14 protein-coding genes, 7 pseudogenes and 1 CRISPR repeat array are annotated in these 24,097 nt (G+C 37.1%); of the genes and pseudogenes, 3 read left to right on the top strand and 18 right to left on the bottom strand.

What is annotated here, in order from left to right; translation table 11 throughout:
- Positions 1-266: direct repeats of the CRISPR family, unit length 29 nt; unit sequence GGGATCACCCCCGCGTGTGCGGGAAAAAC.
- A gap of 20 nt (positions 267-286) precedes the next feature.
- The 11 genes and pseudogenes from cas2e to HSISS2_RS03480 form a co-directional block, all read right to left on the bottom strand.
- Complete coding sequence (gene cas2e, locus HSISS2_RS03430; RefSeq protein ID WP_008534595.1) at positions 287-1,192, bottom strand: type I-E CRISPR-associated endoribonuclease Cas2e; 906 nt, start codon at positions 1,190-1,192, stop codon at positions 287-289.
- 1 nt (position 1,193) lies between these two features.
- On the bottom strand, positions 1,194-2,135 hold the full coding sequence (gene cas1e, locus HSISS2_RS03435) for a type I-E CRISPR-associated endonuclease Cas1e (protein ID WP_021145406.1): 942 nt from the start codon (positions 2,133-2,135) through the stop codon (positions 1,194-1,196).
- A 3-nt stretch (positions 2,136-2,138) separates the two neighbouring features.
- Complete coding sequence (cas6e, locus tag HSISS2_RS03440) at positions 2,139-2,777, bottom strand: type I-E CRISPR-associated protein Cas6/Cse3/CasE (protein ID WP_021145407.1); 639 nt, start codon at positions 2,775-2,777, stop codon at positions 2,139-2,141.
- A 4-nt stretch (positions 2,778-2,781) separates the two neighbouring features.
- Entirely contained in the window at positions 2,782-3,507 is a 726-nt protein-coding gene (cas5e, locus tag HSISS2_RS03445) for a type I-E CRISPR-associated protein Cas5/CasD (protein WP_021145408.1), read from the bottom strand.
- Between the two features lie 14 nt (positions 3,508-3,521).
- Positions 3,522-4,589, bottom strand: a pseudogene (gene cas7e / locus HSISS2_RS03450) (type I-E CRISPR-associated protein Cas7/Cse4/CasC).
- A gap of 3 nt (positions 4,590-4,592) precedes the next feature.
- A pseudogene (casB, locus tag HSISS2_RS03455) lies at positions 4,593-5,170 on the bottom strand (type I-E CRISPR-associated protein Cse2/CasB); the annotation flags it as partial.
- A gap of 9 nt (positions 5,171-5,179) precedes the next feature.
- Complete coding sequence (locus HSISS2_RS03460; protein ID WP_021145411.1) at positions 5,180-6,847, bottom strand: type I-E CRISPR-associated protein Cse1/CasA; 1,668 nt, start codon at positions 6,845-6,847, stop codon at positions 5,180-5,182.
- Positions 6,834-9,610, bottom strand: a pseudogene (gene cas3 / locus HSISS2_RS03465) (CRISPR-associated helicase Cas3'). Before cas3 ends, HSISS2_RS03460 begins: the two are co-directional and overlap by 14 nt.
- A gap of 298 nt (positions 9,611-9,908) precedes the next feature.
- Positions 9,909-11,834 (bottom strand): DUF2207 domain-containing protein, encoded by a 1,926-nt coding sequence (locus HSISS2_RS03470; protein ID WP_021145415.1) that lies wholly within the window; start codon positions 11,832-11,834, stop codon positions 9,909-9,911.
- 97 nt (positions 11,835-11,931) lie between these two features.
- Positions 11,932-13,200: a dihydroorotase gene (locus HSISS2_RS03475; protein ID WP_021145416.1), complete on the bottom strand. Its 1,269-nt coding sequence runs from the start codon at positions 13,198-13,200 to the stop codon at positions 11,932-11,934.
- A 19-nt stretch (positions 13,201-13,219) separates the two neighbouring features.
- Positions 13,220-13,872 (bottom strand): annotated as a pseudogene (locus HSISS2_RS03480) (uracil-DNA glycosylase).
- Between the two features lie 215 nt (positions 13,873-14,087).
- Here HSISS2_RS03480 and HSISS2_RS03485 point away from each other — a divergent pair.
- Both HSISS2_RS03485 and HSISS2_RS03490 read left to right on the top strand, forming a co-directional pair.
- On the top strand, positions 14,088-15,284 hold the full coding sequence (locus HSISS2_RS03485; protein WP_042766970.1) for a cation diffusion facilitator family transporter: 1,197 nt from the start codon (positions 14,088-14,090) through the stop codon (positions 15,282-15,284).
- Positions 15,285-15,525: 241 nt separating this feature from the next.
- Positions 15,526-16,872 (top strand): DUF1958 domain-containing protein, encoded by a 1,347-nt coding sequence (locus HSISS2_RS03490; protein WP_021145420.1) that lies wholly within the window; start codon positions 15,526-15,528, stop codon positions 16,870-16,872.
- Positions 16,873-16,897: 25 nt separating this feature from the next.
- Here HSISS2_RS03490 and HSISS2_RS03495 read toward each other — a convergent pair whose 3' ends face one another.
- The 5 genes and pseudogenes from HSISS2_RS03495 to HSISS2_RS03515 form a co-directional block, all read right to left on the bottom strand.
- A complete protein-coding gene (locus HSISS2_RS03495; RefSeq protein ID WP_021145421.1) occupies positions 16,898-17,749 on the bottom strand; it encodes a patatin family protein in 852 nt (283 codons plus the stop codon).
- Positions 17,746-18,366 carry an SGNH/GDSL hydrolase family protein gene (locus HSISS2_RS03500; protein WP_021145422.1) on the bottom strand — a complete coding sequence of 207 codons (621 nt, stop codon included), beginning with the start codon at positions 18,364-18,366 and terminating at the stop codon, positions 17,746-17,748. The genes HSISS2_RS03495 and HSISS2_RS03500 overlap by 4 nt, the downstream gene beginning before the upstream one ends.
- 319 nt (positions 18,367-18,685) lie before the next feature.
- Positions 18,686-19,821: pseudogene (locus HSISS2_RS03505) on the bottom strand (AI-2E family transporter).
- A 78-nt stretch (positions 19,822-19,899) separates the two neighbouring features.
- Positions 19,900-20,495: pseudogene (locus HSISS2_RS03510) on the bottom strand (histidine phosphatase family protein).
- Positions 20,492-21,100, bottom strand: a complete 609-nt coding sequence (locus tag HSISS2_RS03515) for a histidine phosphatase family protein (protein WP_021145426.1) — start codon at positions 21,098-21,100, stop codon at positions 20,492-20,494. The pseudogene HSISS2_RS03510 and the gene HSISS2_RS03515 overlap by 4 nt, the downstream one beginning before the upstream one ends.
- A 273-nt stretch (positions 21,101-21,373) precedes the next feature.
- On the opposite strand from HSISS2_RS03515, the gene HSISS2_RS03520 reads away from it, so the two are divergent.
- Positions 21,374-22,393: a phosphodiester glycosidase family protein gene (locus HSISS2_RS03520; RefSeq protein WP_204322914.1), complete on the top strand. Its 1,020-nt coding sequence runs from the start codon at positions 21,374-21,376 to the stop codon at positions 22,391-22,393.
- A 35-nt stretch (positions 22,394-22,428) separates the two neighbouring features.
- Here HSISS2_RS03520 and HSISS2_RS03525 read toward each other — a convergent pair whose 3' ends face one another.
- Both HSISS2_RS03525 and HSISS2_RS03530 read right to left on the bottom strand, forming a co-directional pair.
- Positions 22,429-23,481 carry a galactofuranose transferase gene (locus HSISS2_RS03525; protein WP_021145428.1) on the bottom strand — a complete coding sequence of 351 codons (1,053 nt, stop codon included), beginning with the start codon at positions 23,479-23,481 and terminating at the stop codon, positions 22,429-22,431.
- A 10-nt stretch (positions 23,482-23,491) separates the two neighbouring features.
- Positions 23,492-24,097 (bottom strand): annotated as a pseudogene (locus HSISS2_RS03530) (capsular biosynthesis protein); the annotation flags it as partial.

Below are 24,097 nucleotides of genomic sequence, written 5' to 3' on the forward strand. Positions count from 1 at the left end.
TCCCGCGTGTGCGGGAAAAACGCCTTGCAAACCTTGAGGACCTTGTGCCCCACGGGATCACCCCCGCGTGTGCGGGAAAAACTCAGAGGTCAAGCGACTAATAAGAATGTAGCCGGGATCACCCCCGCGTGTGCGGGAAAAACCATAAGTTCCAAACTTGCTAAATCGTGGTCTTGGGATCACCCCCGCGTGTGCGGGAAAAACTCGAATCTATCGGAAAAGGCAGCGGGGACTATCGGGATCACCCCCGCGTGTGCGGGAAAAACACTAAAAGATCCCAATGAAATTAAGACTTTTCTTTCATCCTAGCTAAGAATTTATTTACTTTAGTTGATAAATGATAGATTAGTCTAGCATCTTTCAAAGCTCTATGAGGAACTTGATCCTCGATCCCATATGCCTTTAGAGCAGTCTGCAATTGATAATTATCCAAGAATAACTTCTCATCCTTGACGTATCTCATTATATCATGAGTTTTATTTATTAATATGGGTAAACCAAATTTATTCAGTTTATTATTGATAAACTGAATATCAAAATGGATATTATAGCCAACTAAAGTTAATTTACCAATAAACAATAAAAATTCAGAAAGTACTTCTTCTAAATCGCGTCCTTCTTGATCTAATAATGATTTAGAAATTCCTGTCAATTTAGAAATTGCAGTAGGTAATTTCTCCTCATACTTAATCAAAGAATTAAATTCCTCTACTTGTTGTCCATTAAACTTGACTGCTCCAATCTCAATGATTGTATTCTTTTTCTCGTCTAGGCCATCAGTTTCTATATCAATAACAACATAAGGTTTTAAAGAGTTAGCTTGTGGTTCTTTATAACTAGAATATCGTTTTATTTTACGAGACTTCGCAGCGTTACTATATCCTAATTTAGGATGATTTTCTGAAGATATCTTTGGGTTAGGTATTAATACTAGTGGAATACCATCAAAATCCACAACAGATTTTTGGGAATTTATCGTATCAAACTGATAACCAATCTCGTTGCGATAGTAATAACTAATCGTTGCCTCTCCTTCACCAACATTTGCCTGAATTCTATTCCATAATTTCTCTCGAATCCTAGAATTAAAATTACCGATGTAAACTCCTGTAGCAATCTCTTGCATCCATTTAGTGAGATCCCCCCTAAGAGACGGAGGGACACTTTTTAATGTCACCACTGTAAAGGGCATCTCACAACTCCTCCTTGTAACTAACACCATGCTTTACAAGCATATCTTTGTCATCCCATAAAGATAGAGTATCGACAAGTAGTTCTTCATCATCGTCAAGATCAAATAAATGTTGAATATCCTGTACAATTCGAACTATTAATTTACCATCAACAAAGGAATCTCTAACCTTCTGACGAGCAATCTTCCCAATATCATCAATCTCAGTAAAATTAGCTGCGATTTCAAACGCCAACGGAATTGTTAATTCAGCTTTATATAAATCTGCTATATCGTAAATAAAAGATAAATCATGACCCGTATGTACAAATCCTAAACCTGGTGAAGCTCCTAATGCAACTACTATACTATGTACTAGACCATATAAAGCTACATTAGCAGCTGACAATGCTTGATTAACGATATCACCACCTTCAAAGTCATCAGGATTGTACTCTCTTTTAGTCCAAGAAACTTGATATTTTTCAGATTGCAACCGATAGACTCTTCGAACTCTCGATCCTTCCCGTCCACGTAGTTGTTGCATGGTCATCGCAGATACATCTTCATCTGGGAATCTCATTTGATACATCTTACGTGCAACCGCTAAACGTAATCGAGAATTTGATACAAGTTTTGCTTGTTTCTCTATAAATTTTGTTGAATGTGCCAAAGATCTCCCATGTGCATATTGACGAACACCACGTTCACCAACCCAAACCATACTGGTTCCAGTATCTCCTATCAATTCTACAGCACGATGACTAATATCGGTACCCGGTCCTAATAACAATACACCAATCATAGCAGCTGGTATTCGAACTGTTCCTCTACTATCTATCACTGTGATTGCACTATCAACACGATTTATTTTAGCATGTTCAACGTAAATAAAACTAACACGATCGCTAATTTTAGGTAGTTCTCTCAAAGAAGTTTTCTTAGCTCCACTTTTTTCTACCATGACTCATTCCTCAAGTGGCACCACTGTCATCAAGCCAAAACCATATGCTTTTTTCTTTCCAATTCCCTCCGTCAGCATTTTTTTGAAAAGCGTCTCATCACTAACAGTTAAAGTACCTTCGTAAACAACTTTTGATAGACGTATGGGATTTTCTGATTTCTGAAAAAGCTCATAACCACGCTCAACAATTGAAAATCTTTCCCCTACTAATGAGAAGCCATTTTTCTCAGATCGTTTCACTAGAAAGTCCATCTGATGTTCAATTGTCACATGTGGCTTTACAACCCCACGTTTTGATTTATCGGGTGAAGTAATTGAAATAACCGGATTCAACACTACTCTAAAATTCATTCGACAACCAGTTTTGATGTTATCTAAAAAATGTTGATAGTGCTTAGTTTGAGCGCTTCCTACAACACCATATTTTTCAAGTTTTTGTAAATTAGGTTTTTCTTTACTTACAATAATAAGATAATCCTTATCTTGAATACGATCGATTCGCCATAATTTTCTTGTACGGATTGATTGCTCTAATTCCGATGGAAAACTCTCTTCCACCCAAGCATGATAAGCTCCTACATGCGTTAAATCTCTAACCTTTAGTCTATTATATCGATCAATTTCTACCCTAGAAATGTACATTACTTCAATCTCCTATACTCTCAAAAATGTTATGCTCTGTATTCCTATTTGAAAAGTGAGGATTTTGAACACTAATTAATTCACGTACTTCATATCTAAAACCAAATCTTCTCCCTTTTTGTGAAAATGACCTAACATAATCTTGCCTCAGCTGATATACATCCTTATTGACTAACTGATTATCTAGATAAACTTCCAAAGAAATAGCATCCTTATCATGAGATTTTTTCATAAACCATAGAGAAGCTTGCCATTTCAGAGATTTTAGGCTCTCCAATGGATTAACATCTGTCTCACCTAAGATAAAGTCTGAAATTATTGGGAGTGCCCTTCTTCCCATAAAAGGTTGGAAATAGGGATTTTTTAGAGCACCTTTAATGATATCTATAAAGCTATCATCTGTATGGGAGAGGGCTACAACAAATACAGCGTCTTCTAGATAATACCGATTCGTAACATAATTTCTATCAAATTTACCCTTTTCTGTATACTTCTGTGCAACATGGAAGTCTCTTAACAGATTTCCTTGCTGATCGACACGAACAGCAAAATCAAGTTCATTTAGTTTTTGAATTTTTTCATCTTCGTCTCTCCTATAACCTAAACTAGCAGCAAGTAGTCCAATTACCGCACTTTTGGAAGGATAAAAATCTGTATGCCTAGTTTCAAAATGTGAACTCGTTCCCCATGATTGTAAGGGGCCAGCAAATTTCAACAATATCGTCTTCATAGCATTCACCTATTTTAAATATATTGGGCTATCATTTCTGAAAAATCTTCCAATAATTTTGAAATTGAATCTTTTTCCTCCCCAATTTGTTTTAGATTGTCGCTCTCATGCAAAGTAACATAGAAGGTCATAAGTGGTTTGTCTACAAATTTCTCAACCTTAATAAACTCTTTGGCGAGTTTATCGATAGATTTAGTAACATAGCCCTCTATTGATTTAACTGGTTCTTCAAATGCACTGACAAGATTAACCGGACGATCACTTCGAACCGTTACAATTAAAGTCTGTGGTAGCGTTTGATTAGCAAATGTATTTACTTTCCCTGTTGGAAGTGACTTTGCAAAAGCCTCAATGAACAAAGATAAACTATTCTCCAACGATTCCTCGTTTCCTAATTGTTTTGATAATTCATGAATCGCAACATTTGCATAGCGATATAGTGTAGAAGAATTAAACTCTACCGTTCCAAGCATACCTGCCCCTGCATTATCCTCTGGAGCTAAATCATCAACAGCCGTAAAGAAATCAAATTCAGTTTGTACAGCATGTGTGGAAATGGCATGTGCAACCTGAGAAGAAGAATCCTCATTAAGAGTTGGATCTTCAGCTACCATTCGACCAAACAGGGCGATATCAATAGCTGGATCTGCATTAGCCAACTTTTGAAGCTCTTTTTTATGTGTTATATTGTCATAGGCTGCTTGAGCTAACTTCTTAGCTTGACTATCACCCATAAAATAAAGTGCTTTAACTTCACCTTTTTTCTTGATTCCAGAAGCTATCAATACTTTATCAGCTTTTTCCAAAGCATCTTCAATACTGATAGAACTATCTAGTTCTACTATTTTATCTGCAACATATCTCACAATTTCTTTTGTTCTAATACCAACATTCGACTGATCACCATGAGTATTAAAATACTCTCTCATCGCTTTCTTCCATGCTTGAGAACTTACGCGAGATCTTCTAACTCCTCCATACTGAGCTGTTTTCGGACTACCTGTATCATCTCTATTCATATTTGAAGGTGGTAAGGTTTAAATAGCATGAATATCTAAAAATAATCGTTGTTCAGTTGTCATTGTTTTTTCTCCTTTAATTTGTTTATAATATGCTCTTGCCCAATTTAGGCGGACATTTTCTTGACCATTATTTAAAAACCAATATAAATCATTTGCTAGATCAGCGTAATTAACCTGAATCATCGGTGACTCCACTTTAAGTAGCGAAATCAAATGCCTTAAATGGTAAGTAAGTTCTTCAAACGTTGATGAGGTAATCATGGTATTAAATCGTCTATCAATTGCAGTGGTATCATCTTCTTTCCTAAGCTTACCAAGTGCAGAACCTATATTTTCATAGGGCTTAGATTCATCTAGCATCACACTCGTTGAAACACCTTGCTGATGCAATGCATACAATTGAAGCGCTGTATAAATAGCTAATTCCTCATAGCTTGGTTGCTGATAAAACTTAAAAATTCCTCTGGTAAATTTTTGAACAGAATTGGCCACATTTCTGTTGCTTCACTCAAGGGTTTCCCCAATGTTTTCCTAATTTTTGCTAGTGTAGCTTTATCATATGTTTCCTCTTTTTGGTTACTCAATTTAAAAATAATCTTGTTTGTAACAGTCCAAACTGTTTGTTTAGTTTGATGTGACATTCTATACTCCTATTTTAACTGTTGACGAAGCCAATAATCAAACGAATTATAGGCAGTTGCAATATTCTTAATTCGCCCATCTTTTTGGATACCAAGATAGTCTCTCGTACCCCCTTGATGTAAAATAACTTCTGCTTCAGCTTTAACTATTTTCTTCAGTAAATCTCTCCATTCTTGTATCTTAGAATCTTTATCATCTTCTGGTTGAATGCTAGCTAACCATTGTCGGAAAGGTTGGTCGATTTTGAAATATAGACTTTCAACCATCTGTTGAGTATAACTACCATTAGAGATATTTCGAATTTCCTTTATATCATTAATATACGTTTTATATGTTCTAGAAATAATTATTTTTGTTTCTTCTACTATTTCATTGATACGAGGAACCCAACCACCCTCGTCTAAATCCGTTAAAACCAAATCATTGATAAAAATTGAGTCAATAACCTCATCCGTTGGAAGCCTTGATTGAGGGTTTCCATCGTCCTGCATACTAATTGCAACAATATTTGATAGTCGATTTCCTATTATATCATCAATATTTGTAAGCCATTCGATAACGCCTGGTTTTCTATGTTGAAGACTAGTATCTTTTATAGATAACAAGCCAAAAGATCGCCATAAAGACTGATTCAAAAGATGTTTCTTTGGTGTATAGCTATCCCTATTTTTACCCGAAACATTATACTTCCAAAGTGTCATTGGCTCCAAAAAATTATCCCTATGATTGATATCAGGTAATTTCACAATATCAAAAGAGAAAGCTTTATTTAAATTAAAGTCTGGGTCAATATAGATTCCTTTACTCCAAATAGTATATAAACTAGCTATATTGGTAATATCTTTTTCATCAAGGTAACTTTTAATGATATCAGAACTTTCAAGTTCCCAGCAAGGTCGCTGAATATTTTCTACATTACCACATTCATTATACGGTGAAATATAATTTAGTAACAACGTTTCGAATAAAGTGTTACCTTTAATATAAATAGCACCAATATCAAATAGCCATCCTTTCGAAGGTGTATATTTTTCATTTCCAAAAATGACCTTATCGGATACTCCTGAATACCCTTGAAATGTAATTAGCCATCTAGCTAATTCTGCGGCAGTTAGAGTATTTTTATTTTCTTCATCTTTTGAGGAAAATAAAGCTATCTTATTTCCACTCTCAGATATAATTCTATTTATATTTTTACCCAAAATACTAGTTCCTTTAGCTTTGCTAATTTTATCTCCAGCAATCTCTTCTTTCGTTACCTGAAAAAATGGATACTTTTGGTCAAATAAGTAAAAGCGATCTCGCCATTTTTCTAAGTATTGATTAACAATATTTGGAAATCTTTTATTAGTCCAAAGTTTTTCCCATGTTTCATAAAGAGCTTCTTCATAATTCTCAATATCCATCTCATCCACTGGTTCAAGCTGATTCCATCCTTCATCAATAGTAAGATACTCATAAGCATTTCCATCTATATCAAATCGGGAAAAAACTGTATGCAAAACAGCCAACAATACTCGTAATACCGCAAAATCTTGTGTTTTCGTATCTCCTGCTAATTCTTTATACTGATGAGCATTTGTAAATAAATCCTGTAAAGAAACATCTTTTGTGGATCCTTTCTCGTCATAAACAACAGAAATCCAGGGTTCATCAAGTAAATTAAACCGACTCATTCTTATCCAACCTTTCTATGGTAACACCATATTTTTCATCATATAATAGTTTAAATCCATTCAGTATAAACTCATTGTTTTTATCAAAAATAATCCCAAGAGATCCCTTTAACCATGATGAGTTTCGCCATTGACTTAAGTGGCTATTGTTATATCTTTCAAGCTCATTAATCGTTTGATCAATATTATAGGCTTTGGATAAACTCATCGGAAGTCGTAAAGTATTTTGTGCTACCTTTTTTGCAATTATAGGATCAGTAATATTCTGAGATATATCTTTATTTTCTATGAACAAACCATACCCATCAGATATTTTTTTAAAGCAATCACTTCAACTGTATCTTCAATATCTCGAACTTGAGCATATGCTTTTTCTTCACTATCATTTGGATGGAGGTTCTTTAACCAACCAATCAGACTGTTAGTTCGAACTCTCGATTTTTTTAAGACAGGATTAGCAATACGGTATGACTTTGCCTTTGTTTCTTTATTTTTTAATCTTATCATCATGTTCTATCTTAGCATCCAAATATTTTTTATGAAATTCTGGCTTTGGAAACGTAATTGTTAGGTCTGAATTATAAACCTTTTGGACTAGTGGTGAAATATCATCAGGAAGTCGTATTTTATCTGGTAAAAAGTACTGAGTTCTAGCTAATAGGTAGTCCCCATAAACCAAACGCGTTCCTTCATCAAAATCAAACTCTTCAAATGTTCCTAAAACATAAAATCTTGCTACTTCGTACTTTTGGGGCCGTTTGATTTTGTGACGATGTAGTCGTCCGATACGTTGAATAAGTAAATCCATAGGCGCTAAGTCGCTTATCAGTACATCAAAATCAATATCTAACGACTGTTCAATCACCTGTGTACCAATAATGATTTTCTTTGGTGGACGCATTGCTTTTTTCCCAATTTCTTGCAGTAAATCCTTTTCTTTTCGGATTCTTTCAGTTGCTATGAAATTAGAATGAAGCAAATCTACCATATCATCTCCAAAAATATCTGAAAAATTTCTTGCCAATTCTTGAGATTTTCTCACCGTATTGACAATTATTCCCACTACTCCACCATTATCAAGAGCTTCTTTTACAATATCAAATAACTGTTCTTCTGGTAAACGATGAATGTAGATATTATTTTGTTCTTGCTTTTCGAACGTTTTAACTTGATGAATGTTAGGGCCATCATTATAAGTGATTAAAGGATAGGCGTCTATTTTTATCTGATCTGTATTTTCAATATCTCGCCATTTCACTCCCATTCCAGCCATATAGCTTTTTATGAGTCTTTCTCTTTGTTGGGCAGGTAACGTTGCTGATAAAATAATTACAGGAACACCATAAGCTCCCATCCATCTGATGGCTTCCAACAAATATTGGCTCATATAGGCATCATAAGCGTGAACTTCATCAATAACGATAACTTTTTTACTAAACCCCAAATGTCGTAAGGCCAAATGTTTTGTTTTAAAGCCACCATTAAAAATTGGTCGACTGTTCCAACTACAAAATCATCTAATGCTGAAGTTTTCTCCCAGAAAACCACTCATTGACAAAAATACTACCGTTTTCCGAGTCATCCATATTAATTGTATTTCCTTTAGGTAGCTCGATAAAATCCGTATTTAAGGCTGCTTTTCCATGAACCAGCTGAATGGAAAAATGATCAGAATTGTTACCCTTTATACTCTCTGTCCACTGTTCAATCCTCTTAAAAATTCCATTAGAGGTTGCTTGTGTAGGCAATCCAAAAAACAATCCACTACATCCTTTTTTACTAGATAACTGCTCTGATGCTGCTAGAGCCGCCTCTGTTTTCCCGAGTCCCATCGGCGCTTCCAGTATCACTATCCCAGGATTAGTCGTCTTTTCGATTGTTTGTGAGAGTATCAGCTGAAAATTTCGTGGACTAAATCCAAATCTTTCCTGATAAAGAGTAACAAGGTCAACGAAAGTTTCAGGTTCCCACAAGTTAGATTTTTTCCACTTTTTAAACCCAGTTTCAATACGTTGACTTTTGCTTTTCACATTAGTTTCATCCAAACTTAACAAAGGAAAAAATGTTCATTACTAGCAATCCAGTCAGACATTATGAGTAAACCGGATAGAATAACTTGAGCAGGCTGTTTGATTTTAGGAAGCTGAGACACAGAATTAAACCCTGTTTCTGTTAAAGCCCAGTTTAAAAAAGCTTCTTGAGTTGATTTCCATTTCTGATAAACGAGACTATCTTCCTTTTCATCCTGGTAATAATTGGAGGGATAGCTCTTTTGAAAATTTAAACAGTCTAAATCATCAACTGGTCGTCCATGGTGCCCACCAATAATTGTTGCAATATCATCCTCCACGCCATAATGGGATAACAAATATTGACCTGCAATGCTATGATGACTCTTTTAGGGGAGGCTAGTTGGAGAGAACTAATCCCAGAAAAACCTGCGCGTTCCAATTTTTCTAACAATTGAACATCCAAATCTACTGAATTTGCATAACCTTTTTGCGTCTGAAAAGCTGGTGTTGCTTTACCAATATCATGAATAGCCCCTAGGAATTGTGCCAATCTTTTCCCTTGGTTTTCAATATTTGCTTTAGCATTAATAGAATTTTCAATTAATACCTTTTGTCCTTCACTTAACCAATGTTCCCATAAGAGGCCTGCAATATTTTTCGTGTCTTCTAAGTGTTGAGTTAATGGTAACCAAAGAAGTCTACTATTTTCCTCTGTTTTCTTAGCCCAAAAATTATCATTAATATGTTTCATATACAAATTCCCTTTAACATTGTATCACCATTATATTTTATACCTAACACAAAAAATAAACAATATATAATTGAAAGAGCTTCCAATGCTTCATTTAATAGCTCTTTATTCATTTCTAGCTATCACTTTTAACACCAAAAAACTCCCCTTATAGTTTCTAGTGAAATAATGTGTTATTGTCACTGTCTCTATAAAGGGAGTCTAGTTATTTTATATTTTTAAGTATCAACCTTCAACTACAAAGTATAGTTATTAAAAGCCGATACGATACATTTGGTAAGTAATTGTTTTTCAGGTCTTAAAAGGCGCCACCACCGCCTCCTCCGCCACCACCAGAGAAGCCACCACCACTAAAGCCTCCACTACCACTACTTGAGTTGATAGAAAAGTTACTTACAGTATCTGAAGCAGAAACATAATTTTGCAATGCAGTTGAATTATAGAGCATGGCAAAAGATACAGGTGAATAAGTAAAGGCATCTAAAGATGGATTGCTAAGGTGAATGTTGTATCGTTTCAGGACGTCACTAACTTTCTTGGCCTGTCCATAAAGTGTCGCATAAACTAGAATACGATTCCATAAAACAATGGATTGTAATTCTGCTTGATTAAACTGCCCGATACTCTTAATCATGTTGTTAAAACTATGCCATTGATAATAAATATCCGAGTTTTCTGGAACAAGGCACCCGTTTGCCCGCCCATTGATTTGAAGACGATAAATAAGATGCATGGTAATAACTGGGAAGAAAATGAGTAAATATAAAAAGGATAAATGAGAGGAGAAACCAATTGAGAGAAGGAAGAAACCAATAGCAATGAGTACATAAAGAGATATAAACATTATGTTTGCTACTGAAGATAAATGAGATTCTGAAGGTGTAAGCTGCCTATACAGGCTTGGTAATCCGAGTTGCTTTTCTTGATTTTCGACACCTTGGGTAACCCTTGTAGCATCTTCTAAAAACAGACTTCTAATATTTCTACCTATAGAACGAAGCTTATCTCTTTCTGTCCTATTTTTAACTTTTTTATACTGACTTTCAATTTCACCTTCGTTGATATAGTATCGTGAGAACATATCTTTCTCTTTGACTTGACTTTGACCATCAAAGAGCATGTCAATAAAAGCTACTTCAAAATCGGCTAAACCATCACTTTTAACAAATTCAAGGATTGGCTCTCCCCTTGATTGATTAAAGGATAAATTTCCTCTATCTATAAGATCCAGTATCGTTGCTTGGACCATATGGTTAAAGGATATTGGATAAGTCACACTATTCAGACCACTAATGTCAAATCGTTGGTTGTAGACGTTCTGAGCAAGAACTAGAGGAGCTAGATTTTGAGGTATGTCATAGAGTCTACTATCTTTTGGAAAACGTGGTGGCCTAGTGCTTCTCAAGACTGAACTATAAAACACGATAGCTAAAACAAATAGGACGAGGAGAAGTCCTGGGAAAAGACCATAGAAAATGATGTGATAAATCTTTCTATTTCTCACAATATCATTTTCCTGTTTTAGGAATTTATCTTTAGCTGAACTATTGATGATATAAGTGGAATTTTTAGATTTTAGACTTGGTGTCATAGGCCAATAAGCATGAAGTTCGAGTTTCCCCTTTGCAGGAAAATGATCAAACTGAATATTATAGCCTTCATCCGTCCTTTTAACCTGAGGATTTTTTTGAAAGAATCCTGCATGAGCATAAAGCTCACCCTTATTGGAATCTAAACCATCAACAGTAAAATCAACATGACCAATTGACTTATCCCAATCGGAAATCGGAAACCAATTGAGGACAGCAACATCTGAATAAAGATTTAAAATACGATTAATTTGCCAAGTAACCTTAAGAACAACTTTATCACCACTATGCCCCTGGTTGTAAACTTTCAGCTTAGTTCCATCTGATAATTCTGATGCTTCAACCTTAACATAGGGTTTGGTTTGGCCATTTACTGTCGCTGTTACCGTTGGATTACCACTAATGTAAAAACCATCTGGAACTGGCTTTGCACTACCTAATGTGACATACTGCCCATGGTAATCACTCTCAAAATCATAAGTAATTTCCTGCGTAAATATAGCACTACTATTATCCGAAATACTTAGATGCCCTTTATATGAGGGGATACGGTAACTAACGTCATCAGCTTTAACAGAAATTACGGGGACTATAAAAGCTATTAAACAACCAAGCCAAATCAAAAATTTTTTCATATTCTCTCCTTACTGTTAGCCCTAAAACCAAAAGAAATGGCAATAGACAAAACCATAACAATTTCATTCGGTTTCTCAAATAAGAAGGGGCAAAAACTTAGGCTTGATAAACAATCTCACCGTCACAGATAGTGTATTTGACACTTCCCGTAAGCTCTTCACCGACAAATGGTGAATTGGCCGCTTTAGATTTAAAGTCTGCTGTGACCTGACGTTTTTCTTTATCTGCAAAAATCACAAGGTCAGCTGGTCCATTTTCAGCCAAATAACCGGCATCGAAACCATAAAGTTCAGATGGATTGCTAGTCATCACTTTCAATAGCTCAATTAAACTCAAATGGCCTGCATCAACCAAGTATGTCAATCCAAGAGATAGAGACGTTTCAAGTCCTGTCATCCCTGATGGGGCTTTAGTCACATCAGCCACATTCTTTTCGTCAGCATGGTGTGGCGCGTGGTCTGTGGCAATAACAGTTATCACTCCAGATTTCAATCCCTCAATAACGGCTTGACGGTCAGATTCCAAACGAAGTGGTGGATTCATCTTGGCATTAGCACCTTTTGAAAGCAAGAGGTCTTCAGTTTTTGAGAAGTGCTGTGGTGCTACTTCCGCTGTGACTTGTGCTCCAAGTTTTTGAGCAAATTCAACCACTTTGACAGATTCAGCTTTTGACAAGTGTTGAATATGAACATGGGCTTGGGTATCATAAGCAATCATGACATCACGCGCAATCATACTGTACTCAGCTACACCAGTTGCTCCACAAATATGAAACTCTTTTTTAGCAATGTTTTCATTAAATCCGAGAATACCATTAAGGTCAGGATCCTCTTCATGAAGGCTAATAAAGGTATTATTCTCTTTAGCTAACTCCATGGCCTTTTTGACAATTCCAGCATTGGTCAATGGAATACCGTCATCAGAGAAACCAGCAGCACCTGCTTCAAGCAAGCCCTTGAAATCAGTGATGTTTTCACCATCAAAATTCTTAGTAATTGTTGCAACAGACTTCACATGGATATTTTCTTTAGCTGCTGAAGTCAACACTTCCTCCAAGGTTTCCTTGTCTGAAATCGTTGGATTGGTGTTAGCCATCATTACAACAGTCGTAAAGCCACCCGCCGCCGCCGCTAAGGCACCAGTATGAATGTCTTCCTTGTGGGTTTGGCCTGGTTCACGGAAATGAACATGGATATCCACCAATCCAGGAGCAACCACTAGACCAGTCGCATCAATGACTTGAGCATCACCTGCGTCAATATTTTCAGCGATTTTAACGACTTTTTTACCATCAACAAGAACATCAGCTTGCGTGTCCAAACCTGATTTAGGGTCGACAACACGACCATTTTTAATAAGTAACATAATCTTCCAACTTTCTATTTTACTTCAACCAATCAATTGGGGATTGGCCTTGAGAGACAAGGTAGGTATTGGCTTTTGAAAAAGGCTTACTACCAAAAAAACCACGATAGGCCGACAAGGGACTCGGGTGGGCACTTTCAATAATGGCATGCTTAGGATTAGTCACTAGAGACTTCTTCTTACGAGCATAGCCGCCCCAAAGTATAAAGACAACGGGACTATCTTTTTGATTGAGGACCTTGATAACAGCATCTGTGAACGGTTCCCAAATCTGACCGGCATGCCCATTGGCTTGACCTGCTGGAACAGTCAGACAAGCATTAAGCAATAGCACCCCCTGCTTGGCCCAGGTCGTTAAATCATGATGCGTTCTAGGCCCAAGATCCTCTCCCAATTCTTTGAGAATATTAACCAAAGAAGGGGGGCTGGAATCGTCTCAGGCACTGAAAATGACAAGCCTTGAGCCTGATTAGGACCATGATAAGGGTCCTGTCCAAGGATAACCACCCGAACCTCTTCGAAAGGAGTCTCTAACAAAGCATTAAACACCTTGTCACGTGGGGGATAAACGATTCCTTGGCTATAAACCTGGTCCATAAACTGATTTATCTTTGAAAAATAATGGTCCGGCAAAGCTTCTTTCAAAAGCCTATGCCATGTCGAATGTTCCATAAAAACCTCTTTTTTAGACTGTTTTATCCCCTAAATTATACCATAAATGTGTAGGGAATATTCGGAAAATACTGAAAAAGGCTGACTCTTTGCATTCTCCTTCTGACTCTCATTTTAAAATCGAACAAGCATTACGATAAAAACCAATACAACCTTTAATAAGCTATCATTTTATGCTATAATAAACACTTGTATTTAAACAAAAGGGTAATTCTATGACGACGTATGAAAACTTACGGGCGGCGAGGCGAGGTCCCATCGTTAGTATCGTAGCCTACATGCTCCTAACAATAGCGAAACTTCTCGCTGGACACTTTTTAAACTCTAGCTCTTTGATAGCTGATGGTTTCAACAACTTGTCAGATATCTTGGGAAATGTAGCTCTCCTCATTGGACTACACCTGGCTAGTCAACCAGCCGATTCAGACCACAGGTTTGGCCATTGGAAAATTGAAGACTTATCAAGCTTAATCACCTCCTTCATCATGTTTGTAGTGGGCTTCCAAGTCCTTATCCAAACAGTCCGAAAGATTTTTCTAAGAATTGAAACTGTAGTTGATCCTCTTGGTGCTACCGTTGGAGTCCTCTCTGCCATCGTCATGTGTGGCGTCTACTTTTACAATAAGAGTCTTGCCAAAAAACTGAAGTCCAGCGCCCTCATTGCGGCTGCTAAAGACAATCTCTCTGATGCTGCGACCTCTATCGGAACCTCAATTGCCATCGTCGCAGCATCTTTCAACCTTACCATCATTGACTATATTACTGCCATTATCATCACTTTCTTCATCCTAAAGACAGCCTACGATATTTTCATGGAAGCAACCTTTAGTTTATCAGATGGTTTCGATGAGAAAAATCTCAAGGCCTATGAAAAAGCCATTCTGGAGATTCCTAAAGTTACTAAAGTTAAAAAGAAACGTGGCCGTTCCTATGGAAGTAACATCTACCTTGACATTGTTGTTGAAATGAACCCCGATCTCTCTGTTTACGAGAGTCATGCCATCACTGAACAAATCGAAAAAGTCCTCAGCAAGCGTTTCTCTGTCTACGACACTGATGTCCATGTCGAACCAGCTGCAATTCCTGAGGATGAGATTTATGGCAATGTCCTCCATAAACTTTCTCGAAATGAAAAGATATTTCTATCAAAAATCCCTGACTATGAAAATCTTTTAGCCCCTGATTTCTACTTGATTGATGAAAATGGACATCATCACAACCGCCAAGAAGTCATTGCTAACCAACAACCGCTCCTCAACAATTATAAAGACTTTAAGATGACATCCGTAAGCCAAAAAACCAAATTAATCAGTTACGAATTGGAGGGAAATTTCCATACCAGTATCTGGCGTCGAAATGAGACATGGTTTATGATTTACCATCAAGTAACAACCATAAAAAATGACAAGTAACGAGCAAATAGCTCGTTTTTTTTCTTGTCACCAGCACTATTGCCTACAACATTCAATAGATTCTAAAAATTGCATTAAATTCTCCAAAGATGCTAAAAGACTAGGTTTTATATGGTATAATGGGAATAATAGTCACTATCAAATAAGAAAATTTCAGTTTGAGTGACATGCTTTTACTATTATTGAATGTGAGGAGGTTCTTGCTAAGTCAGAGCCTCATAGATAATAAAGGAGACACATTATGAAAAAGAAAATTGTTGCCATCCTTTTAACAGCTTGTCTAGCTCTAGCACCAAGTTTGTCTAGTGCTGACGAGTTAATGGATATCACACATGCCGCTGGCTATACTGAAGCTACGGAGGCCTATCGTCCTAAGTCCACTCTCCTAATTGATGGAAATACTGGTGACGTCCTCTGGGAAGAAAACGCTGATGAAGTCCGTGACCCTGCCTCTATGTCAAAGGCTATGACGCTTTATCTGGTCTTTGAAGCTATGTCTAAAGGCGAGATTTCAGAAGATACTGTCATCACAGCTACTCCTACCGATCAAGCTATAGCTGAAATCTATGAAATTTCCAATAATAAGATTGTCGCTGGTGTCCAATATACCGTTTCAGAACTCATTACCATGACTGCTGTGCCGTCTTCAAACGTTACAACCGTAATGTTAGCCAATTATCTGACCAATAATGATCCAGATAAATGGATTGACAAGATGAATGAGAAGTCTAAAGAGCTGGGAATGACCCATACCAAATGGTACAATGCTTCTGGCGCTGTTGCTGTTGCCTTCAAAGGCTACTACAACCCCCAACGCTATGATATCAACCAAACCAACCAGACAACTGCACGTGATCTGGCCATCATGACCTATAACTTTATCAAGAAATATCCGAAAATTCTCAATTACACCGACAAACCAGTTGTAACGGTTAAAAAAGGAACACCTTATGAGGAAACTTTCGAAACCTACAACTACTCTATTCCTGGTGCTAAATACGGTATTAAGGGAGTTGATGGTTTGAAGACAGGTTCTAGTCCAGAAGGTGCCTTCAACTATATCAATACTATTAAACGTGGCGATCAGCGTATGATTGCTGTCATCATGGGTTCTGGTGACTGGTCTGACCAAACAGGGGAAGAAATTCGCCATACGTTTGGGAATGCTCTTGTTGAGAAAATGTACAAAGACTTCTCTTACAAGAAAGTTTTAAGTAAAGGTGAGCAAAAAATTGACGGTAAAAAATATGATGTCGCAAAAGATGTCTATGCCACTGTTAAAAAAGGCCAAGAACCTAAAATCTCTGTCAAAGATGACCAAATTGTGGTTGATAATGGCCTAAAAACAGTCTCACCTAAAATCAAAGCTACTTCGGTTAAGGCTACTAAAGTTAAAGGCTGGTTCGATTTTGGAAGTAACCAAAAGGGTAATGCAACCACTAATACTAAAGGAAGTAACAGACTACCTGTTTATTTCTGGTTCTTATGCCTTGTCCCAGTTGGACTTCTATACTTGATTTATCTTAACGAAAAAGGCCATCGACAAAAAGTCAAAGAACGCAAACAAGCTCGACAGTCTAACAAGTAAAAAAACGTGCGCAATGGCACGTTTTTTACTTGTCTTGAAGAAATGTTTTGAGATCATCAATATTGGTTCGCATTTGTTTCAGCCCTTCTTGATAGATGGCTTCAAACTTTTCTGGATCTTTTTCTAAACGCCCGACTTTAAGGGCACGTTCTGGACGGATGGCATACAGTTTTCCAGATTTTTCCAAAGCCTCAATTTTCTCAATGCTCTTATTGTAGTGAAGATGGCGGTTTGAAGCCACTTTCACAAATTCCGGGTATTTTCGATAAAAAATCTTGTAGAGTCTCTTACTGGTTTTAGAAGGCTGTTTACGATAGCCCTTAGGACGAGTAAGTATGACAATAAGCTTGTCAAAGCCTAAGTTTTCCATAAAACCTACAGGGAGACTGTCAGAGAGGCCACCATCCATATAACGCTTACCCTTGTAGTCTACAATCTCAGAAACCAAGGGGAGGGCGGAACTGGCACGAAGAGCTTCCATTTGTTCAAAGACATGGTCAATCTTGATATAGTCTGGCTTACCTGTCTCAATATCTGTAGTAACCACATAGAAAGGAACCCCTGACTCAGCAAAAGCCTCCTGATCAAAAACATCTAGTTCCATTGGCACCTTATAGTAGGAAAATTCCTTATTAACAAAGTTACCAGTTGTTAACCAGGACCAGAAACTCATGTAACGCCGGTCTCCCATAAAACGCTTGTTATAGCGCAATGCCCTCTTAGGTTGATTGGACAAGTAATTGACACCAAAAAGCGCCCCTGCAGACACTGAAACTACCCCATCAACCTTGATACCAGCCTCTAAAAAGGCATCTAAAACACCAGCTGTATACAGGCCACGCATGCCTCCTCCTTCCAGGACTAAACCTACCCTCATTCTAAAATCTCCTTTATGATTGGTTCTGCTATGGCTTGATAGCCTAATGGGGTTAAATGAAGACCATCAGTTGTATATTTCTCATCTAACTGACTTTGATCATCCACTAGATAGTCAAAAAGGTCCACATAGGTCACACCAGGAAGAACAGCAAGTTCTTGATTGAGCTCAGAAACCGTTGTATTATTCCTTACTTTTACCTTTGAGCGATGCTCTGACCTTTCACTGACTGGAAAGACACTCAGCAAATAAATCTCTGTTGAAAGTGATTCTTGACGAACTGCCATAACCATATTCGAAATACGATTGACGATATCTCGAATAGGATAGCCTCGTCCAATGTCGTTAATACCAATCAAGATGACTAATTTATCAGGCTCTAAATCTAAAACCTGCTCTTTAAGATGCTCTAAGAGCCAAACGGAATCTGTTCCTGCAATTCCACGATTAATCAAAGGGAGGTCTCTTCCCAAATATTTTTTCAAGGAAAAAAATTCTGTAATCGAGTCTCCAGCAAACACAATTTGACCCTTGCCAAGTTTTTGATTGTCACTCACAAATTTAGCTAACCGTTCTTCTTGATAAGTCGAAAGCTCAGGTCTTGTTGATTCTATCATATCTCACACCTTATCCTTAACACATTTATAAATTCTTAATTTCTGCACGTAAGCAATACTTCCACTATTTCTTCGGAAAGATGGGAAAATCTTGATAGTTTTATTCTAGCATTTTTTTGAAAATTGTGTGAATCAGATAAGAAAATCCATTATATATAAATAGTATCTAAATACTAGAAATTCTATTAATAAGATCAAAAACCACTTATATAAATGTAGTATCACAATACTCTATAACATAGACACTCCAACACAACTATCCTGGTTGCTGACGATGTTTAGTCAAGCGTATCAAAAAACAGACCGTAGTCTGTTTCACTTAATATTTAGTTTCAAGCGACTTAGTTGTCTTGTCCTGTTCACGTTTAACCACATTGTCCTTAACAATCTGATAAAGGGTCGCAGCTACTGGCACAGAAACCAGCATACCTAGGATGCCACCTAAGGCTGATCCGATGGTGATGGCGAAGATAACCCATATACCCGGCAGACCAGTAGAACCACCAACAACATAGGGATAGATGAGATTTCCCTCGAACTGTTGCAATATAACCACATAAGCAATAAACAAAAGTGCCAAAGTCACTGAATGGGTCATAATCAAAATGGTACCAATCGTCACACCAATGTAGGCTCCCACAACTGGAATCATCGCTGAGAATCCAATCAAGATAGAGATAGTCGCAGCATATGGGAAATCAAAGATACGCATTCCAATATAACATAAAGTCCCCAAAATACATGCCTCAAGAGACTGATAAACAAAGAAATTACGGAAACGATTATTGAGAATCCCAACGACATAATGGAACGTCTTACCAAAACGACCTAAATAAACCTCTACCAAGCGATTGACCTGATTACCAAGTTTTCTTTGCCAGCCAAGACATAGCAAGAAAAGACGATACTGATAAAGAGGTTAATCAAGGTTGACGGTAAACTCGTTAATGACGTCAAGAAGCTCGTCAAACCATTCATAATCTGTTGAAGTAATTGAGCACTGTAAGTATTAATCAGCTCTCTAACCTGAGTCACACCACCAAAGTCTTGAATAACTTTTTGCAAAGACTTATTTTTAAGTAACCAATTAATCAGGTTATTAATAGCCGATCTATCTTGACTAATCAGTGTATTGATACTATCAATCAAATCTGGAAGAACGGTAAAGACTACCCAGGTAAAGACTAAACCAATGGTCGCAAAGGCTAAAAGCAAAGAAATGGGGCGTTTGATTTTATGGGTAAAAGCAAAAGGAACAAGCTTGACTAGCCATTTTTCATAAAAAGACATCAAGATATTGACCACAAAAGCTATTCCTGCTCCTACCAAGAAGGGCTGGCTGGCAACAAAAATCGTGTTACAAATTGAAACAACTGTTTCCCAGTAAGTGTATATCAAAAAACAACTGAAAAAAAGGACAGCCAACCAAATAAATTGATTTTTTGTAAACTTCATAGATACTCCAAAATTTAAGATACCCTTTCATTATACACTAAGAAAGGGCATCTTACTATCTTTGACATGAGAAAGCTTCTAGAAATCCGAAAACTCTTGGTCAGCTATTGGATCAATGAGTTTGATAAAGTGAAAATCAGTCCCATCATAATCGAAAACTAAGATAGCACAATTACCTGGACAAGACTGGAACGCACGCTCTGGCTCCACAGCATGTAAAAAGTCATCAAAGCCCCAGCATGACTAACAGCCAAGATGGATTGATCGGGATGTTTATTGACTATTTCCCTAGCACTTTTCACTACACGAGCAACAAATTGGTCCTGACTTTCCCCACCAAACTGAGCATAATGATTACCAAAATGCCCTACAATAGTTGTCTTGGGGTGAAGATATTCTGGTTGTCCCTCAAAAATACCAAAATTCATTTCCTTGAGTCCCTTTACCCTATGGTAGGCAGTCTGTCCTGTCACCAACTCCAAAGTATCAGATGCCCGCTCCGTTGTCGTGCAATAATATTGGTCAAAGTTCAGATGATGTTTTTGAAAATAAGCCCTAACCTGACGTGCCTGATCTCTCCCCTTTTCGGTCAAAGGGGAGTCGCACCAACCTTGGATACGATTGAGTGTGTTAAAAAGTGTTTGCCCATGTCGCATCAAATAAAATCGTGTCATTTTTCGCCTCCGAAAATATACTCTTCCTCTACCGGATTATAAATCGAAACCAATGCAAATTGACCTTGATCATAAGTAAAATGTAAGATACAACAATTTTTTAGACCACGTAATTCTGGAGTCGGATCTAAAACACGTCTACTAAACTGTAAAATAGATGGACCATGACTAACCAGTAAGGACTTAGAATCTTCAGCCACACTCTCCATGATGGCTCTAACCGTCAACTCCATACGATCCCGAACCTGAGTAGTGCTCTCACCACCAAATTGAAGAAAGTAATCTCCAAACCCCTGACCATCTGGTAAAGGTTTCGGAAGTAGATACTCTGGCTGCCCCTCAAAGGCTCCAAAATCCTGTCCTTTAAGCCCTTTAAGCCTTTCATAGTCTGTTCGGCCAGTTACAATTTCTAGAGTATCACTAGCTCTCTCAGATGTTGAAGAAAAGAGATGGTCAAAAATTGGTTCTTGCTTAGCTAGATACTGGCCTGCCTTCTTAGCCTGTTCGATTCCAACTTCCGTCAAAGGAGCATCACAGACTCCTTGAAGCCTATGCTGAACGTTAAAACGTGTTTGCCCATGTCTCATCAAATAAAATTCTTTCATATTATCACCTCTAAAGCAGAAATCGGATTCATAAACTGAAGAAGCCCTGTGTATCTTTAGGTATACTATTAAACACTAGCATGGCATCTAATAAAAGACACTCCTTCAGAAAATGGTAAAGCCATGGTCGTGATTACACCCATGACTGATTTACCTCTATTATAGACCTTTTAGAAAACGCTTTCCAGTATTATTGCAGAAAAATATTCTTATTTTTTCAAATTTAGAAAGAATTAGATTGTTTTGTTAGCCTGGATTGTTTATAATAATAGTATGAAATTGAAAAATATTTTAAGAATAGTTCTTATTCTTCTAATCTTAACAGGTGTCGTGGCTGGACTACTCTATGTCACTATTTACTTTAATCAACGTGATATAAAAAAGCTCTCCATGCCGTCTAATAAGGATGGATTGAGCTTCACCATCAAAAATAAGGAACTACTAGATCAATCAATTCTTCTTGAGACTGGTAGTATTAAAAATGTAGACATGCAAATCCTTTCTTTTAAAAAAGACGGAAAATACGTCCTCCAAAAAGGAAGAACCGAAGATAATAACCCTAAACTCACAGAGCAAAGTATTAAGTACGAAGCTAAACGTCGTGAAGCCATTGCTCTGATTAACTCAGGATTTTGGTCTTATGAAGGTCTAGATCGTCCTTTCGCCCAAAAAGAAATCGAACTTGGCAAAACTGGCCTTCTTTATGGCGATGATCAAAACAATATCAGTGCAGGAACCTACCCAAATATAGATACAGCCAAAATGTTCACACATATGGGAAGCAACGGTTGGGATACCGGCGCCTTTGGTATACTCATTAAAGATAAAAAGGTTGACAAGTCATGGGAGAAAGGTGATCCTGACCAACCTAATGCACGCTCTATTTATGTAGAGACCTATGATGGCATTATCCGTATTATTCAAACCTACGGCCACACCTCCCTCAATAAAGGATTAAATCACGAAGACGTTTATCACCTTTTGAAAGATTTAGGTTACTCAAATATTCGTCTTGCCTTCTTACTCGACGGAGGTGGTACAACTCGTATGTATACGCGATCAGATAATGGTAAAGAAAAGGTTGCTGGTACCTTTGTCGATAATAGAACCTATATTGAATATCTTTATCTTACCAAACGAGATAGTAACGCCACTGATCCATATATCTGGCGTGATCAAGAGCTTGTAAAAGCAGGAAAATCTAAGTCAATCACATATGACGACTATATCAAAGCCATCTACTCAAATGGGAAAGTTCCAGGAACACAGTACCAATTTGAAGTTTCTAAATAATGCAAAAACTCCTCAATAAAATGAGGAGTTTTATCTTACTTTAAATTGTTAAGCGCAGTAATTAGGTAGTGACCGTCACGAATCTCCTGACCGACACGCTTGGTATTTTTAACTAAGATTTGGTAATCGTCTTCTGAGAGATTTTCAATGATAGCCTTCAAATCATAAAGAGAGTCTACTGCAATACCGCAGCCCTGCTCAAGTACAAAATGTGACAAGGCTGACTGTTTCCACACCACAAGCGGGAAGCCTGATGCCAAGTATAGCGAAGCTTTGTGAGAATTGTTGTAACGTAGGTATTCACCAAAGACACCACTACAGGTCTCAGCACTTTCTCCATCCCAGACAAGACCAAAACCACCCTTTAGGGCTGCAGGAAGCTCATCAGGTAGGAATGAACCAAAGTAGTTCTCGTTTTCAAGGGCTCTACCCTCGTCAAAACCTACACCATAAAGGTTATAAGCAGGTTCTGCAGGAAGTGAGTAAAGATAGCCAGCTTTTTCTTGTTCCAAGTTACCAGCCACAATAATTGGCTGATTTTTTGACAGTCCGTTCTTTTCTTGGAAATTGGGAATCAAATAATCAAAAATACCAAGACTGACAATCTTTTCTTCCGCAATCCCTTTATCCACCAAGACTGACTTCATAATTGGATTATGGGCAATAATGCCAGTTACACTATGAAATGTATCACTTTCCGTTAATTTCATCCGTAATTTCATTCTAAATGGTAGAGTCCTGTCATTTACAAAACGCAAGGTTTCTAAATCATGAATCAGCAGATAGATGTTAACACCTCTATTTTTAAGAGATTTTAGTAAACTGTTAATGAACAAAGAATGATGTAACAAGGGAAATTGTATCACAATATCATCATTTTTCTTTAAGCGTTTGAAGGCTCTCAAAAGTGCTCTATATTTGTGAATCTGAGCATTAAGGACATTCATTTTATACCAGTCATCTACTAAAACTTTTAGGGGAGCATAACCTAGGTTATTTAAAATCACTTCAACGTCATTACGTGCTTTATTTCCCGCATTTTTAGCATTATTGTCGTGTAAAAATTCTTCTTTTAAATAGTATTTCATCTTTTACTTCTCATTTTTCATAAGCTGATTTTTTAGGATAGTATTCATTTAAGATTTGCTTAAAATGAATGAGGTTTTCTTCATTAAAGTCACCATCATCATTCACACAAAGTAATCTTTTATGCTTATCTTTAAAGATTCTATCAAGTTTATCCACTTGATTTAAACCAATTGTTTCTCCGAAATTTTTTGACATAGGGAAAAATTGATTACTTTCAATTTGCCAGTGAGAACAGATGTATTGATTGACATCCACCCCATAATCTCTAATCTTATTTCTGGATGTTCTATCCAAAGTCTCACCTTCAATGTCCCACAAATGTGACAAAGTACTCTTCTTCATCGGTACAGGCAAATGCTGATTCACATAGCCCGTCGGCCCCCATGGTAAGAGTAGCAAGTTCTTCAGAACCAAAGACCCATAGCGATAATTAAAAAACTTCCAAGGAGACGACTTTAAAGCTTTTTTATTTGGAAAATGACGATAAATCAACTCAACATTATTGAGATAAGTATTTGTAAATGGTGACCAAGGAACTATGGCATCATACACCGCTAAAAGCTTAGGTTGACCATTTTTATAAAAATCTGAAAGGTGGCTATCTTTAATCAAGTA

Source organism: Streptococcus sp. HSISS2 (assembly GCF_000448665.1).
In the GTDB taxonomy this organism is placed as follows: Bacteria; Bacillota; Bacilli; order Lactobacillales; family Streptococcaceae; genus Streptococcus; species Streptococcus raffinosi.

Coding starts and splice junctions, on each gene's coding strand:
- HSISS2_RS03460 (WP_021145411.1), bottom strand. CDS start 6,847: ATGAGTCGGTTTAATTTACTTGATGAACCCTGGATTTCTGTTGTTTAT.
- HSISS2_RS03520 (WP_204322914.1), top strand. CDS start 21,374: ATGAAATTGAAAAATATTTTAAGAATAGTTCTTATTCTTCTAATCTTA.
- cas1e (WP_021145406.1), bottom strand. CDS start 2,135: ATGGTAGAAAAAAGTGGAGCTAAGAAAACTTCTTTGAGAGAACTACCT.
- HSISS2_RS03495 (WP_021145421.1), bottom strand. CDS start 17,749: ATGAGGGTAGGTTTAGTCCTGGAAGGAGGAGGCATGCGTGGCCTGTAT.
- HSISS2_RS03525 (WP_021145428.1), bottom strand. CDS start 23,481: ATGAAATACTATTTAAAAGAAGAATTTTTACACGACAATAATGCTAAA.
- HSISS2_RS03485 (WP_042766970.1), top strand. CDS start 14,088: ATGACGACGTATGAAAACTTACGGGCGGCGAGGCGAGGTCCCATCGTT.
- cas6e (WP_021145407.1), bottom strand. CDS start 2,777: ATGTACATTTCTAGGGTAGAAATTGATCGATATAATAGACTAAAGGTT.
- HSISS2_RS03515 (WP_021145426.1), bottom strand. CDS start 21,100: ATGAAAGAATTTTATTTGATGAGACATGGGCAAACACGTTTTAACGTT.
- HSISS2_RS03470 (WP_021145415.1), bottom strand. CDS start 11,834: ATGAAAAAATTTTTGATTTGGCTTGGTTGTTTAATAGCTTTTATAGTC.
- cas2e (WP_008534595.1), bottom strand. CDS start 1,192: ATGCCCTTTACAGTGGTGACATTAAAAAGTGTCCCTCCGTCTCTTAGG.
- HSISS2_RS03500 (WP_021145422.1), bottom strand. CDS start 18,366: ATGATAGAATCAACAAGACCTGAGCTTTCGACTTATCAAGAAGAACGG.
- HSISS2_RS03475 (WP_021145416.1), bottom strand. CDS start 13,200: ATGTTACTTATTAAAAATGGTCGTGTTGTCGACCCTAAATCAGGTTTG.
- HSISS2_RS03490 (WP_021145420.1), top strand. CDS start 15,526: ATGAAAAAGAAAATTGTTGCCATCCTTTTAACAGCTTGTCTAGCTCTA.
- cas5e (WP_021145408.1), bottom strand. CDS start 3,507: ATGAAGACGATATTGTTGAAATTTGCTGGCCCCTTACAATCATGGGGA.